This window comes from Mucilaginibacter sp. Mucisp73, from assembly GCF_059491465.1.
Window position 1 is genome coordinate 1,702,940 of the sequence record NZ_CP168507.1, and the last position, 14,163, is coordinate 1,717,102.

14 protein-coding genes are annotated in these 14,163 nt (G+C 40.5%); all 14 read right to left on the reverse strand.

Annotated elements, in window-relative coordinates; translation table 11 throughout:
- Positions 1 to 22: 22 nt before the first annotated feature.
- Positions 23 to 529 carry a GNAT family N-acetyltransferase gene (locus tag ACEN82_RS07430; RefSeq protein WP_090526775.1) on the reverse strand — a complete coding sequence of 169 codons (507 nt, stop codon included), beginning with the start codon at positions 527 to 529 and terminating at the stop codon, positions 23 to 25.
- On the reverse strand, positions 526 to 1,500 hold the full coding sequence (locus tag ACEN82_RS07435; protein WP_413322920.1) for a hypothetical protein: 975 nt from the start codon (positions 1,498 to 1,500) through the stop codon (positions 526 to 528). Before ACEN82_RS07435 ends, ACEN82_RS07430 begins: the two co-directional genes overlap by 4 nt.
- 31 nt (positions 1,501 to 1,531) lie before the next feature.
- Positions 1,532 to 2,335 (reverse strand): phytanoyl-CoA dioxygenase family protein, encoded by an 804-nt coding sequence (locus ACEN82_RS07440; RefSeq protein ID WP_413322921.1) that lies wholly within the window; start codon positions 2,333 to 2,335, stop codon positions 1,532 to 1,534.
- Positions 2,336 to 2,362: 27 nt separating this feature from the next.
- A complete protein-coding gene (locus ACEN82_RS07445; RefSeq protein WP_176627552.1) occupies positions 2,363 to 3,493 on the reverse strand; it encodes a glycosyltransferase family 4 protein in 1,131 nt (376 codons plus the stop codon).
- 90 nt (positions 3,494 to 3,583) lie between these two features.
- Positions 3,584 to 4,669, reverse strand: coding sequence for an NAD-dependent epimerase (locus tag ACEN82_RS07450; RefSeq protein ID WP_176627551.1), 1,086 nt, complete (start codon positions 4,667 to 4,669; stop codon positions 3,584 to 3,586).
- Between the two features lie 210 nt (positions 4,670 to 4,879).
- Complete coding sequence (locus ACEN82_RS07455) at positions 4,880 to 5,326, reverse strand: hypothetical protein (protein ID WP_090526788.1); 447 nt, start codon at positions 5,324 to 5,326, stop codon at positions 4,880 to 4,882.
- Between the two features lie 59 nt (positions 5,327 to 5,385).
- Positions 5,386 to 6,456 (reverse strand): glycosyltransferase, encoded by a 1,071-nt coding sequence (locus ACEN82_RS07460; protein ID WP_413322923.1) that lies wholly within the window; start codon positions 6,454 to 6,456, stop codon positions 5,386 to 5,388.
- Positions 6,456 to 7,373 (reverse strand): glucosamine inositolphosphorylceramide transferase family protein, encoded by a 918-nt coding sequence (locus tag ACEN82_RS07465; protein ID WP_413322924.1) that lies wholly within the window; start codon positions 7,371 to 7,373, stop codon positions 6,456 to 6,458. Before ACEN82_RS07465 ends, ACEN82_RS07460 begins: the two co-directional genes overlap by 1 nt.
- Positions 7,370 to 8,101 carry a GNAT family N-acetyltransferase gene (locus ACEN82_RS07470; protein ID WP_413322925.1) on the reverse strand — a complete coding sequence of 244 codons (732 nt, stop codon included), beginning with the start codon at positions 8,099 to 8,101 and terminating at the stop codon, positions 7,370 to 7,372. Before ACEN82_RS07470 ends, ACEN82_RS07465 begins: the two co-directional genes overlap by 4 nt.
- Before the next feature lie 14 nt (positions 8,102 to 8,115).
- On the reverse strand, positions 8,116 to 9,957 hold the full coding sequence (gene asnB, locus ACEN82_RS07475) for an asparagine synthase (glutamine-hydrolyzing) (protein WP_413322926.1): 1,842 nt from the start codon (positions 9,955 to 9,957) through the stop codon (positions 8,116 to 8,118).
- A 30-nt stretch (positions 9,958 to 9,987) separates the two neighbouring features.
- On the reverse strand, positions 9,988 to 11,049 hold the full coding sequence (locus ACEN82_RS07480; RefSeq protein WP_090526798.1) for a glycosyltransferase: 1,062 nt from the start codon (positions 11,047 to 11,049) through the stop codon (positions 9,988 to 9,990).
- Between the two features lie 46 nt (positions 11,050 to 11,095).
- Positions 11,096 to 12,091 carry an O-antigen ligase family protein gene (locus tag ACEN82_RS07485; RefSeq protein WP_495644094.1) on the reverse strand — a complete coding sequence of 332 codons (996 nt, stop codon included), beginning with the start codon at positions 12,089 to 12,091 and terminating at the stop codon, positions 11,096 to 11,098.
- Positions 12,092 to 12,316: 225 nt separating this feature from the next.
- The gene (locus ACEN82_RS07490) at positions 12,317 to 12,907 is read right to left on the reverse strand and encodes a sugar transferase (RefSeq protein WP_413322150.1); all 591 of its coding nucleotides are present in this window, start codon (positions 12,905 to 12,907) and stop codon (positions 12,317 to 12,319) included.
- Positions 12,908 to 12,916: 9 nt separating this feature from the next.
- Entirely contained in the window at positions 12,917 to 14,161 is a 1,245-nt protein-coding gene (locus tag ACEN82_RS07495) for a DegT/DnrJ/EryC1/StrS family aminotransferase (protein WP_413322149.1), read from the reverse strand.
- Positions 14,162 to 14,163 lie beyond the last annotated feature (2 nt).

Below are 14,163 nucleotides of genomic sequence, written 5' to 3' on the forward strand. Positions count from 1 at the left end.
TTAAAGTTTAGGAGATAGTAAATTATGATTGTTGATTTTGAAGGCAAACAAATTTACTTTTGGTAATACTCATTGTAATCAAATCATTTACCTTACCTGTAATTTCAAATCCGGCCTTTTCATAAACAGTGATTGCCGCGATATTTGCAGGGTGTACTTTTAAATAAATCTCATCCAGTTCCTTTATTAAAAAGCCATACCGTATCATCTGTACTGTTGCCTGGTAACCAATTCCTTTACCCCAGTAAAGTTTGTTACCAATAAACAGGTGCAGTTCTGCGTCATGATCAGTAATATCGAGCAGTTGGATATTGCCTATATATGTATTAAGTTCTTTAACACAAATTGCAAATCTAAGCTGATCGGGCTTGGCCAGCTTTTCACGTAACCAGGCTGTTTCTATTTCCGAACTAATATAATGAGTGGGTTTGTAGCCTGTATATACCCATATCAATGGGTCGTTACGCCATGCGTAAGATACGGACGCATCTTCTATTACAAGGGGGCGTATGTAAACTGAAATGGTCATAAAAAGAGTCTTAGCGTATTTAACATATAAAACATATCCTGAAGGTCATACCGTTGATCAATTGGTAATGGCACTAAGCACCGGGCCAGGTAATTTTCGTTGGTGTTTTTCTTAGTCCACTTAAATACATTAGGCCAGTAGGTAGCAACATATATTTTTTTCTGGATCAGATGTACTTTTAAGTGCCGGTCATTAGTTAAAAAAGGGTATACCAACGGTACCGTGTGCTCATCAGCGGCATCAAACTTGAGCAGGTTAAATTCAGCAAGGTGCTTATGCAAAAAATTAAAGTTTCGTTGCCTTGCAAATACACATTCGTTGTAATTGATGCTTGTAAGTATCTTTCGGGTCAATAACGACATGGACCTGATCTCGTTGTTTTCCAGATCCTTGCTGTTGTTTATATAGTCAGAATACCCGGCTTCTATACCTGCGTCTATACTTTTTATAAGGTGCGAAAATCGGTTTACTGAGCTATCTACGGGCAACTTTTTAGTAAGTTTTCTTTTAATGCTTAAGTATGCGCCGTCTGGAACGCCAAAAAACTTACGGCACGAGTAAAATGTATCAATGCCGGCAAGGGGCTCTGAAAAAAAGGCTTGCGAATTATCAATTATAAGATTTTTGATTTTGCCGCTAAGCTCTAATGCTTTTGTTTGTTTTATGCCAAAGTAATTGGTATATAAAAAACAGGCGTCAGATTCGATCTCAAAATCGATGATGGGATCTAACTGCCGGTCAACATGATAAAACTGGTATTGAATACCTGTTCGTGCAATTGGTTCAAGCAGTACATCGCAGGTGAAATAAGGAATATAAATTTTATGATATTTTTTTTGTATCAATATGTATTCTAACGCATTACGTCCTGTGTTTAACCTAACCAAATCGGGATAGTATTCATTCCCTTTGGGCAGTTCCAGCTCCAAATACCCGCCTATCGGTTTTAACGCGGCTTTATTTTTTTGCATGACTGTAAATTGAGTGTGAAAAATAAAGTTGTTATCCCTGGTCGCTTTTATACATTCTTAAATGAATGGGTTGATAATATTCTTCCAGGCTTTCTGGGATACGTGAATTGTAACCCAATACCTGCCGCTGATCAGAGCTAAGCTTATCAATAAAGTCGTAACCTAATACCCTTGGGTAGTCCATTTGTGGTTTAATAAAAGGGCGGGTGAATCCCAGCGTTAATGCCCGGCGTTGCTTGATTGTTTTGTTTTCTCCGGCAGCATGCCATATGTTGGAGTCGAAAAGGATGATGCTTCCTTTTGGTGTTACAGCCCTTTCGGCGGTTTCGTAGAAATAAGTTTCGTTAGGTTTGATATCTGTTTTATGTGAGCCCGACAGGAAATAGGTAGCACCGTTTTCTGCGGTAAAATCATCAAGGGTAACTATCATTTGCACTAATAATTTCGTATCGCCTAAAAATGTGCGCACATCACGGTGCATGTTACTTACATAAGGATGTTGCTGCTGGGTGTGTATTACAGCATTAAAACCATTCAGTATATAATTACCACTCAAAAAATAAGCTATTTCATCGGCACAATACATTTTTTCAATAAACGGCAAGCTGAAATTGTCCTTTTCAACAAGGTGATGAAGTGTGCCGGCCATGTTAGAGCTTATCCCATTTTTTTCCTGAATGGCTCGTCGTTTTACGTACGCTTCCTTTAAATCCTCATTAATAACTGCAACAAAATCGCTGTCTAATGCATTCTCAAAAATAACCCATCCGTAATCACGCATCGCAACGCGGAAATCTTCAAAATGCCTGTCTCCGTAGTTAAGTCTATTTCTCATGAATTTGTATTGTTGATTTTCGGCTAATTAATTCAGGTCCATAATCTGCATCATCATAGCATTTACTTTATGCACATCAAATTTTTCCTTTGCCAAGGCAAGCCCGTTAAGCCCGAAACTGCTGATAGCTTCCTTGTTGGTTATGAAATACTCCATCTTGTGCACAAGTTCGGCTGTGTTTTTTACGGGTATTAAAAATCCATTGCTGTTGGGTGACGCATCAACAGTTTCCCTGCAACCAACAGAATCGCAGGTTATAATGGCACGCGCCATAGCCATGGCTTCAAGTAAACACCGTGGAATTCCCTCCCGATAGTATGAAGGCAGTACCACAACAGACGAACTGCTTATATATGGTCTTACATCATCAACGGCACCCAGGTAGTTAATTACACTCCGGTGCTTTATCTCCGAAAATAAGTCGGGGTGAATGGCGTCAACATTATCATCATAGGATCCGATTAGCTTGAACGTTACCTGCGGATGCTTTAGGAATACAATTTGCGCTGCTTCAAAATATTCGCGGATCCCTTTGGCATTGATTAGCCTGGATACCATGATAAAGCTTATGTTATTAATGTCCGGCCGGGTAGGGGTATAGTAGCTCAAGTCTACTCCCGATCCGTTAACTACTGCGGTTTGATGTTTTGCTGATATTATTTTAGAATCAAGCAGGGTTTGTACATCATCTTTATTTTGAAATATGACAGACAACCCCTGCCTGTTTTTAAGGCTGAACCTAAGCAGGAAGCGGGTAATTTTGCTTGTTAAAGATGTGTTACCGCTAACAAAGTTATAACCAAGGCCCGAAAGCATTGGGGTTATTTTTCGCACGCCGCCGAGTTTGGCTGCAAGTGTTCCATATATAACCGGTTTAAGTGTGTATGGAAAAAAAACATCCGGCTTTAGCTGTTTGATGAGCCGGTAAAGTTTCAACGCATATTTCAGATCAGATAAGATCGATACATTACTTCCGTTTAGATTGTTTTCAAATAAAACGATGTTTAACAATGCCAGTTTTGCGCGTTGCTCGGGCGGTATCGCAGGGATAAAAGCATAAACAGTATGTTCTCTCCGCATCAGCTCAACTAATTTACCTCTAAAATCAATCAACGATTTGGCCGAATCGCAGGCGATCAGCACTTTTTTGCTTGCCATGATGGTATAATAAGCAATAGGTTAAGAGAGAGGATTTAATTGGGGATGTAATGCTGGTCAAAGACAATGCACTGTTATCGGGGACGTATTTTAGTGAACAAGGACCGGCTCAGGGCTGGTGCTTTTAATATGGTAATATTTTTTATACCATGCAATAAATCGCTCAACCCCTGTATGGACAGAAACCTGGGGCTTGTAGTTCAGCATTTCATCTAAATTTGAAACATCGGCACAGGTTTCGGCAACGTCGCCATCCTGCATCGGCATTAGTGTTTTGATTGCTTTTTTGTTCACCTGTGCCTCAATTTCGCTTACAAAATCAAGCAGGTTAACCGGTGCTCCTCTGCCAATGTTAAACACCCTGAAAGGTGCAGATGATGTAGCCGGATCGGGATCTTTGGCATCCCACAGAAAATTGGTCTCAGCCGGTTGATCAATAACATGTGTAATGCCTTCAACAATGTCATCTACGTAGGTGAAATCGCGAAGCATATTGCCGTTGTTAAAAACTTCAATAGGCCTGCCCTCCAGAATTGCTTTGGTAAAAATAAATAAAGCCATGTCTGGCCGGCCCCACGGCCCGTAAACTGTAAAAAAACGTAACCCCGTAGTTCGCAGATTAAATAAATGGCTGTAGGTATGGGCCATCATTTCATTGGCTTTTTTTGATGCTGCGTATAATGAAACCGGATGGTCGGCAATATTATGCTCGCTGAAGGGCATTTTTTTGTTTAAACCGTAAACGCTTGATGAACTGGCGTAAACAAGGTGATTAATCTTGAAATGCCTGCAGCATTCCAGGATGTTTAAAAATCCTTTTACGTTTGTGTCAATATAAACATCGGGATTAGTAAGACTGTAGCGCACACCGGCCTGTGCGGCCAGGTTACAAACGGCATCAAACTGATAGTTTTGGAATTGCTGCTGCAGATTTTCTTTATCCGTTATATCCAGTTTTATAAACGTATAGTTTGGATGTTTTGTGCTGCAAACAGGTTTGTTATAAACCATTCCTGATACTTTTATGCCGGCATCCAGCAATCGGGCGTGCTTTAGCTTTACATCGTAGTAATCGTTAATATTATCAATGCCTACAACGGTGTCACCACGTTTAAGTAATTTTTGGGTTAAATGATAGCCGATAAATCCCGCAGTGCCGGTAATTAAAATTTTCATAAATAAGTGAAATTAGGTTTAAATGAAAGCCTTAGAGAAAGGCGTTGATTATTGGTTGATTATAAGCGCGAACGCTTAACTAATTGTAAATGCCTGTATGAAAAAGAATCAGAAATGGTAACGAAAAAGGAGGTAGATGTACTTGTTGCAGAATACTTTTGAGTAAGGAGTTTATCAAATTGCGCGCGTTTGAGTGTGATTTGATAAATCTTACTTCATGGTATAAGTGTATTTTCTCCCGTTTGTAAGTGGATTACTATTGTCCGACGTTGAGAAATACAATGTGTTGCCCCAATGGCTAAATTGTCCCAGTCCAAAACTGCGGATATCATGGTGGGTAGAGTGGGCCGGCCCCAGTTCAACGCCATTTTCAAACAGCCTGAGCTTTGAAACAGTTGGAGAGGTGTTTGAATCCCCAATTTCAGGTAAATCATAGCCAATTTTGTAACAAAAGCCGCTATCTACTCTCAACCCTATCAAGCTTATCGATTTGATAGATTCGTCCTGTGGTGTTGTAACCGGAGGAGTAGTTGTAGGCGGTGTTGGAGTTGGTGTTGGCTGGTCGGCTTTTTTACAGCCGTTAATAGCAGATAGCATGGCTACAATTGTTATTATAGGCAACACAACATTTCGGGTGGATTTAATAATTGTTTTCATAAAAATTTTATTTTAGTTAGTTAAAGTTGTTGCGCTACTATGTATAAGTCAGGGGCCGTTTATACCAGTGCATTCAGTATCGACTTGATGAATATTTCGGGGGTGCGGTCTTCTACGTATTGCATTATAAGGTCTTTATGATTGCTGTTAGTGCTGAGGGCGTTGTTTACCGTTGTCGTTAACGAGTTTACATTATCGGCTTCAGCCAGGTAAATGCCCGGGATCTCATCGATACCTCCCGCGCAATTGGTGCTGATTACAACAGGGTTCAGGATCATCATTTGCAACAATACGTTCGGAAAACCCTCTTTTATTGATGATATAACACAGGCTTTTGCATGCTTAAAATAAGGCATTGGGTTTGCGATCCACCCTTTTAATACTACCCGGCCTTCCAATTTTAATTCACTGATCAGTTTCTGAAGTGAGGCTTGCTCCGGGCCTTCGCCAAATATCAGGAGCTGCAAATTGGGCTGGGAAGCTTTAATTTCATCAAAAGCCATAATTAGTATATCAAAACCCTTTTCAGGAATCAGCCGCCCGGCTGCGCAAATAAATTCAATAGCGGCATCGGCAGGGGGCAGTGCTTCTTCGGCCTTTATCAGGTTTTGTTCAATATCGATCGGGTTTTTCTGAATGATAACCCTTCGCTTGTCGATGTATGGGAGATGCTGTACAAAGCTATCCCGCATGCTGTTGGTTTGGCATACAACCAAATTTACCCCGGGGTAGCCAAGCCAATATGCTATCTGGTAACTCAATTTTTTTAAACCGCTGTACCGGGTTAAAACAGAAGAGCATTCCCTTACTATGAGTTTTGATTTTAAATATCCAATGCGCTTTAAAAAACCCAGGAAAGCATTTAAGTAAGGATGCGTACTAAAAATAATATGATCTGTGCGGTAAGGGTTTAAGCTTTTTATTAACCTTGAAAAGCCACTTAATATGCTTCCGTTGCTCACATATTCCACTTGTTGATCGATGGGAATATTTAACCCGCCGCTTTCAACTTTCTTTAAAAATAGCAGAGAAGCGTTACTCGCACGGGCGGCTTGTAGCAGTATGTTCTCGGCGCCGTTTGCCTTGTTGGTAATTGAAACAAAAAGTAATTTAGGCTTCATCTTGGGCATTAGTTAGCGTTATTAAGGCTCTTCAGTTTCCTGATCACTTTTTTAAAGGGGCCCATTGCACTCAATACTTTGCGTTTTCCGTCAACAATCAACAATCCATCTTCAAAATTTATAGTATGCAACCCTTCGTCATAAGGTGCCTGGGGAAGTAGTTCAAAAGCAGTATGGTATTGAAAATCTGTTTCGGTTATAGCGGTTATTTCATTGATCATCACCGAGCCACCATAACACCTTTTGGGATTTTGACTGGGCATATAAAGCTTTTGACCAACAACGAATAACCTGCCTGCCGACCGGCTCACGTTTGACGCCACATTTATCGGGTTTTGTTTATGTGCCTTAAATGGAGCGTCGAGTGTGTCGGCATAAAATAAGTACAGTACACCCTGTTCACCCGAAACACTTGTAAAGAGCCAATATTTGTTGTTATAATGGATAATGGAACTGTCAACAAATGCCTGGCCTTCCAGCAATACCCTGATCTTTTCAAACTTATACGGGTTGTTCATATCAATTTGATAAAGAGCCACCTGTTTTGCTCTGCCTGTTTCCGGAATACAGTATAGCCGGTTACTATCAGTGAACATGTGAGGATAAGAGAGGTGTATTTCGTCTTCCATGATGCCATTTACTTTTTTCTTGTTTTTGAAATGCATGTTATCGGTCATCATGATCTCGCCTTTTCCCTTCCAGAAATTAAGCTCTTCATAATAAAGATGTAAACGGCCGTTGATATTTGCAGTAAAAGGATCGGCCGTATAATCTGCCTTATCTTCTGATAACCAATTGATTTTCCCGTTTAGCTGCTGAGTGTGGATAAGGTTTTCTGGAGATTGTGATATATAACCTATATTCCATTTGTCATAACTAAACACTCTGTGAATAAATGAAATGAATGAGGAGATAAGGTCTTTCATAATCGAAATGTTTTTTTTAAAAATGACAGGAGTGTTAGTGATATAGGCAGATAATCGGTTTCCTGCAGCAGGCTTCCACCAAAACTATCTTTGAATTTGTTGATCTTTAAAAGTTCGGCATCCGATGTATTGTAAGCATAGCCGCCCAAATCATATATTTTAAACCCAAGCTGTTTAAAAAAGCGGATATCTTCAAAATGCAGCAAACGGTTTGCCCGGCCTGTAACAGCCCTTAACTGGCTGTCATTTTCATTTCTGAACAGGGAAGCCGAATGCAATAATCTCACTCTGTGCGATGAATGATCGCGGATGTAAGCGTGCATAACAATATCCTGGTCCTGGTAAACCGCTTTGGTGATAAACAGGTGCGGTTTGTATTTATAAAATTCTTTATTAATTTTTTTCAGGCCCTTGGTAACTGCAAATGCATTGTAAAAGTCAATAAAGGGTTTAATGCCGGTACCCATCACGGTTGATACGCCATCTTTAAGGGCCCTGCGTATTTCGTATGTTGTGTTTTTGTCAAAATTGGCTTCAATAGCAGGTACAGGTACGGTTATATCAATTATTTTGGTAAAAAAATCCTCTTTGCGATATCCCGGAACAGTTTCGCTGCTTTTACTTTGCTTATAGTATTTTAACAGGCAGCCCCATAAATTGGGCTTAGCGGCAAACCACACAACTGTGTATGGTACTATACGCATAGCCCTGTTGTTAATCTGGATCATAAGGTTAGAATGATTTAAGCTACCTGGTATGTTGAAATTGCTTTTGAACGCTGATCTTTAAGCCATTGTGTATACACAAGCAGTTTCCAGATCTGGGTTGCCCTGTTCCATTTGCCGCTCATATGGTCGTTTATCATGGCAAATGATTTTTGTACGTTAATACCGGGGATGTTCTTTAACTCGCTGATTGAAAGATGATCCATTACGTGATCTCTCAGTTCATTTTTAAACCAATGGCTTAGCGGCATTGTAAAGCCGGATTTTGGCCTGTCAAACAGTTGCGCCGGCGCATATTGGTATAGTATATCTTTCAAAATCCTTTTTTGAATACCGTATTTAAATTTATAGCTGTCGGGCAGGGTTTGCGCAAATGCAATTACCCGGTAATCCATAAGTGGCGCCCTTGCTTCTAACGAAAATGCCATTGTGCCCCTGTCAACCTTAGTATTTATATCACCGTTTAAATAGGTCTTGGTATCAAATGCCGACAGCTTTTGAAGCATGCTTGTTGATTTTGACGACCAGATATCCATGAAGGGAACCTGCAGGCCAATGTTAGGATTTTCGAGCCAGGAGTATTCCAGGCCGCCCAGCATAAGCCCGTAAAGTGATTTGACCTCGGGATTGCAGATCCCCATTGCAATTAGCTTATGACGATAGTTAGGAGAGATGCTAATTACATCGGCTATTCTTTTACGCAGCGCCAACGGGCATTTAAACAGCTGGTTAACCATATTAAACCATTTGTAACGGCTGTATCCTAAAAAGCTTTCGTCGCCGCCGTCACCGCTTAAAACCACGGTAACGTGTTTTTTGGTGTGTTTACTTAACAGCAGGGATGGGATGGCGCTTGAATCGGCAAAAGGCTCATCATAATAGCGGCCGAAACTCTCAATTAGTTCAAGGCCTTCTTCTTTATTACATTCAATTGTATGATGATCTGTTTTTAAATGATCGGCAATTTTTTGTGCAAAAACGCTTTCATCAAAACCTTTTTCTCTGAATTTTATGCAAAAGGTTTTTACATTATCATAGTTTTTTGAAGCTATAGCCGCAACAAGTGATGAGTCGATACCGCCTGAAAGGTATACTCCAAGGGGCACATCGGCATGCATGCGTATATCAACAGCGTTGGTAATCAGCCGGGTTAAATCGGCCTGTGCTTGCTGGTATGCTCCTTCATAGCGTTCGGCATGGTTTAAGTCCAGTTCCCAGTATTTTCTTGTTCTGAAACTGCCGGTGTTGCAATCAAAACAAAATGAATGCCCGGCCTCAAGCTTTTGGATTTCGTTCCAGGCCGATTTGGGTTCAGGAACGTATCCCCATACAAAATATTCGTTAATAGCCTGTTCATTGATAGTTACATTCCGGCCTATACATATTTGCGATGGCTGGCTGGCAAATTCAAAATCTAAACCATTTTGGGTATAATAAAACGGCTTTTTGCCAAGTCTGTCGCGGGCGCCAAAAAGCTGGAGCGTGCGGGTGTCAAAAATTACAAAGGCAAACATCCCGTTGAAATGGTTGACACAGTTTTCGCCGTATTCAAGATAGGCGGCTGTAATAACCTCTGTATCGGAATCGGTCAGGAATCTGTAACCCAGGGCTGTGAGCTTTACCTTTAAGGTTTTATAGTTGTAAATTTCGCCATTAAATACAACTTTAAGGTGATTGTATGTTAAGGGTTGATCTGACCGGTGATCCAGATCAACAATAGCCAGCCGGTTATGGCCCAGGGTAACCGGACCATAGTGTTCAAAGCCTGAATAATCGGGGCCCCTGAAATCGGCCCTTGCCAGTTTTTGAAATATGATGTTATCGTCATATCTCACTGTTGATCCGTAAATGCCGCACATAAAAAAACGCTAAGGGGTTAATAGTTTTGTTTAATTAGCAAGCAGGGTTTCATATTCCATGCCTATTTTCTCGAGACTAAAGCGATCAACGATATCGGCTTTGATATTAGGATGCTGCCAGGTTTGATTGCATGCCCTGATAATTTGATGGCGTAGTGTGCAAAGATCATTTTGTTCGGCTATAAAACCGTTAAAGCCTTCCCTTATCAGTTCGTTAACCCCGCCAACTCTGAATGTAACTACCGGAACGCCTACCGACAGTGCTTCGAGTACTACATTAGGGAAGCCTTCGGTAAATGAGCTTAAAACCAGTAAGTCATGCTTAGAAATAACATCGGCAACATTTTTAATTTCACCGATGAACTTCACGCGTTCGTTGAGGCCGATATTTTGTACCTCTGCTTTTAAGGTATCCATCAGCGGGCCCTTGCCGGCTATAGTTAGAACATAGTTTTGAGGCAGTGCTTTCATAACCTCAAGCAAGCGAAATAATCCTTTCTCTTTGATGAGCCGGTTAACTGCAATAAGCCTCTTTAATCCTGAAATTTGATTTTGAGGTTTTATTGCATTCGTTATAATAACCGGGTTATGAATAACAATAAGCTTGTTTAGGTTGATATTATAAAACCGGGCTATGGATTGCTTCATTTCTTCCGACTGGCAAACTATTGAGTTAAAGCGCACAAACAAAAACCTTGAAAAGTAATTGTAAAAACGGGATTTAAACCCATAAAACTGCGCCATTTGCTGCGGATTGTTAGATGCCCTGGCTATTAAATTAGGCACTTTAACAAACATAGAAACAAAGGCTACCAGGATATTAATATGATCGGTAGTTGAAAAAACAGCGTATGGTTTTTCATCTTTCAGCAGTTTGCGAAGTTTAAAAAATGAGCGTGAAGCCTTTATTGTTTTTAGGTTTAAAAATCTGATACCTGCTATTTCTGTTGAGAAACTGCACTCGTCTCCATTAAGCAATACTACAACTACCTCATAATCGGGTTTGTTGAAATATTGCGATAGCAGCCAGTAAACACGCTCAGAACCACCTGTGCCAAGCGAACCAAGAACAAGGAAAATCTTTTTTCTCATTATAAATAAAAATCGGGATCAAGTTTTAAGCGACAGCTAATTCTTCCTACACTGGTTCGGTTTGTTTTACAGGGTCTTTTAACCTGTTATAGTGTAATACAGCGAAATAAATAAATATAGTAGGACCGTCCACACTCATCAGCCACCCGTTATGTGACAGCGCGTTTAATGAAATTGCTATAAAAGTGAAAAATATAGCTACATAAATTGCACTCCCTTTATGCTTTACATTTTTTATAGTTTGCCAAAACAGTCGGACAGTTTTGTAATATATGGCCCATAGCAACCCCAGCCCCAAAAACGGGCCAAGCAGGGTAATAAACATCAGGTAGGCATTGTGCGATGATAATCCGAAAGTGAACAAGGGGTTCCGGTAAGTTACGTCGTTCCAGGTTTTACCATAAAATATAAGTCCGAAAGGATAGTCAGCAAATATTTTAAGGTTTTCGGCAGCCATGTCGGCCCTGTTAAAATCATTTGCCTCTTTAGCCTGATTTTTTGACAGGATGTTGTTTTTGTCATCAGTGTTATCTTTTAATACATAAGTGTACAACCCAAAACATATGATCACTGTAGCTGCAACCAGGAAAACGGCTCTATAGCGATAGTAAATAAACAGGAAGAGCGTTACACCGGCTCCAAAGCTTATAAATGCCGACCTGTTCATGCCAAGGTAAATGCAAACAATGCAGGCCGCTAAAACCAATGCTCTTACTATAAGATATTGCCCGGTAGTGCATGATGCAATAAAGGCAAACGTGGTAATGGCTACAACCTGGTACCCGAAGTTGAATTGCGTTACTGCCAGGCCTGCTGGACTTTGTTTAACCGGCTCGCCCAATAGCATGCTCCTGATCGGATCAATGGTGCCTGCCATGCTGTGATCAAGTACCATAATGATCATAGAGCACATGAGCAGAAAGAAGAACATTAATACTGAAGCGTAATAGCGCGATTTATTTGCACCAACAAAATAGTTGAAGTATAACGAACATGGTATTATAGTAAGGAGAATGGCAAAAAAGGTAATATAATTGTTCATCCCTACTACCTGATATAAAAAAACGCCGATTAAAAAAATTATTAACTCCTTGGTATAGCCGAAATCCAGCAAAGGTTTTTGCACAAAGAATAGCAGCATGCAAAAAATTACAGGCGCAGGAATCCTCAAAGTATCTGTCATGAAAATGTTAAAAGCAAGTGTGTACAGATAGAAGAGCATTAAACCATAAAAGAGGCACTTTTTAAGCAGCATAATAAAGTGGAGCTATTGAAAAATTCGTTTTATTGTAGATAGTATTATCTTCAGATCCATGAAAAGATCCTGATTGTCGATGTATTCGAGATTCTTGCTGATTTTTGATGGAACTATTACCTTGATATACATATCTTCAGGATCATCGCTGCCGGCCAGGATATCATTTTCATCAAAATATTTGATAGATGCCCAGTCTGTTACCCCCGGTTTAACACTTAATACCCGTAGTTGAGCAGGTGTATACAGGTTTACATATTTCCGTACTTCGGGGCGCGGGCCAACAAAGCTCATGTCACCTTTTAACACGTTTAGTAATTGCGGCAGTTCATCAAGTTTATATTTCCTGAGCCAGTAACCAACACTGGTGATCCGGTAATCTTTACTGCCTATGGTTAATAATCCGGCCCTGTCCGAGTTTATGTACATGGTCCGGAATTTGAACAGTTCAAACTCATTTCCATCTTTCCCAACCCTTGTTTGTTTATAAAATGCGCTTCCCCTCGAATTTATTTTAATAGCTATGGCAATTAAAATAAACAATGGCAGCAACATTATCAGTGCTATAAGTGATATGCCAATATCAAAAAGCCGTTTAGTCATAGCTCTATTTTATAATTCAACTTTTGCAAGTTCTTTACACTCATCCAGCACAGTGTTAACCGAGTTTATGACGGTTGTAATTATAAAATCAATCTGCTCGCCGGTAAGTTGAGGATAAATGGGCAGCGAGATTTCATTTGCGTAAAGAGCATAAGCTGATGGATATTGAGCGATCTTATAACCCAGATCTTTAAAAAGAGTAAGCATTGGCAGCGGGGTAAAATGTACATTGGCCATGATCCCTTCAGCCATAATACTTTCAATTATCTGGTCACGCTGTGTCTCTGATATGCCTTTGACCCGCAGGGCAAACAAGTGGTAGGATGATTCCCTTTGCTCGTTTTTTAGTGGCGGTTCAACAAACCAGTCCATTGATTTGAACCTGTTACAATATACGGATGCAACATGCTTGCGCATAGGGAGCAACCTCGCCTCATAATTTCTGAGCTGGCCGAGGCCTATCGCTGCACAAATGTCGGGCATATTGATTTTGAGGCCCATAAATAGGATATCGTATTTCCAGCCGCCGCCATTACTTTTGGTAAAGGCATCTTTGGTTTGGCCGTTAAGAGTATATAGTTTTAAATACCGGTGTTCCTCGGCCGGATTAAAGCAGGCAGGCAAATTGATGCAGATACAACCTCCTTCGGCTGTAGTGATGTTTTTTACCGCGTGGAAAGAAAATATCGATACGTCACTATACTTTGCTGCCGGCAATTCATTTATGGTTGCACCGATTGAGTGCGCTGCATCGGCAATTAAGAGGATCCTACCTAAAATCTTTTGCTTGGGACTTTCAGCAACAAATAGTTTTTTAATTTCCGGTTTATTGATAATCGCCTTTAATTTTTCGTAGTTGCATGGCCAGCCGGCTATGTCAACAGCGATAATTGCTTTTGTTTTTGGGGTTATTGCTTTGATCACAGCTTCTGTGGAGATGCAGCAGTCGTCATCAACATCAACTATCACCGGCGTAGCCCCGCAATGCAGTACACTTAAGGCGGTAGCACAATAGGTGTATGCTGGTATGATAACCTCGTCACCTTCCTTTATGCCGAACCATTTCAGCATCAGGATAGCTCCTGATGTCCAGGAGTTTACACAAACAGCCGCATCCGAAGCTGTAAGCTGCTTCATTTGCTGTTCAAGTGCGGCTACTTTGGGTCCGGTGGTTATCCAGCCAGAATTAAGCGTGTCCATAACCTCGTTTATAACAGCCTGGTCAATGTAAGGCGGCGCAAAAGAAATTTTCATAT

What these genes read in the sequence shown, in the direction of transcription:
- ACEN82_RS07455 (WP_090526788.1), bottom strand. Translation starts at nt 5,326, where the DNA reads ATGAAAACAATTATTAAATCCACCCGAAATGTTGTGTTGCCTATAATA.
- ACEN82_RS07430 (WP_090526775.1), bottom strand. Translation starts at nt 529, where the DNA reads ATGACCATTTCAGTTTACATACGCCCCCTTGTAATAGAAGATGCGTCC.
- ACEN82_RS07485 (WP_495644094.1), bottom strand. Translation starts at nt 12,091, where the DNA reads ATGAACAATTATATTACCTTTTTTGCCATTCTCCTTACTATAATACCA.
- ACEN82_RS07490 (WP_413322150.1), bottom strand. Translation starts at nt 12,907, where the DNA reads ATGACTAAACGGCTTTTTGATATTGGCATATCACTTATAGCACTGATA.
- ACEN82_RS07460 (WP_413322923.1), bottom strand. Translation starts at nt 6,456, where the DNA reads ATGCCCAAGATGAAGCCTAAATTACTTTTTGTTTCAATTACCAACAAG.
- ACEN82_RS07450 (WP_176627551.1), bottom strand. Translation starts at nt 4,669, where the DNA reads ATGAAAATTTTAATTACCGGCACTGCGGGATTTATCGGCTATCATTTA.
- ACEN82_RS07480 (WP_090526798.1), bottom strand. Translation starts at nt 11,049, where the DNA reads ATGAGAAAAAAGATTTTCCTTGTTCTTGGTTCGCTTGGCACAGGTGGT.
- ACEN82_RS07445 (WP_176627552.1), bottom strand. Translation starts at nt 3,493, where the DNA reads ATGGCAAGCAAAAAAGTGCTGATCGCCTGCGATTCGGCCAAATCGTTG.
- ACEN82_RS07465 (WP_413322924.1), bottom strand. Translation starts at nt 7,373, where the DNA reads ATGAAAGACCTTATCTCCTCATTCATTTCATTTATTCACAGAGTGTTT.
- ACEN82_RS07495 (WP_413322149.1), bottom strand. Translation starts at nt 14,161, where the DNA reads ATGAAAATTTCTTTTGCGCCGCCTTACATTGACCAGGCTGTTATAAAC.
- ACEN82_RS07435 (WP_413322920.1), bottom strand. Translation starts at nt 1,500, where the DNA reads ATGCAAAAAAATAAAGCCGCGTTAAAACCGATAGGCGGGTATTTGGAG.
- asnB (WP_413322926.1), bottom strand. Translation starts at nt 9,957, where the DNA reads ATGTGCGGCATTTACGGATCAACAGTGAGATATGACGATAACATCATA.
- ACEN82_RS07470 (WP_413322925.1), bottom strand. Translation starts at nt 8,101, where the DNA reads ATGATCCAGATTAACAACAGGGCTATGCGTATAGTACCATACACAGTT.
- ACEN82_RS07440 (WP_413322921.1), bottom strand. Translation starts at nt 2,335, where the DNA reads ATGAGAAATAGACTTAACTACGGAGACAGGCATTTTGAAGATTTCCGC.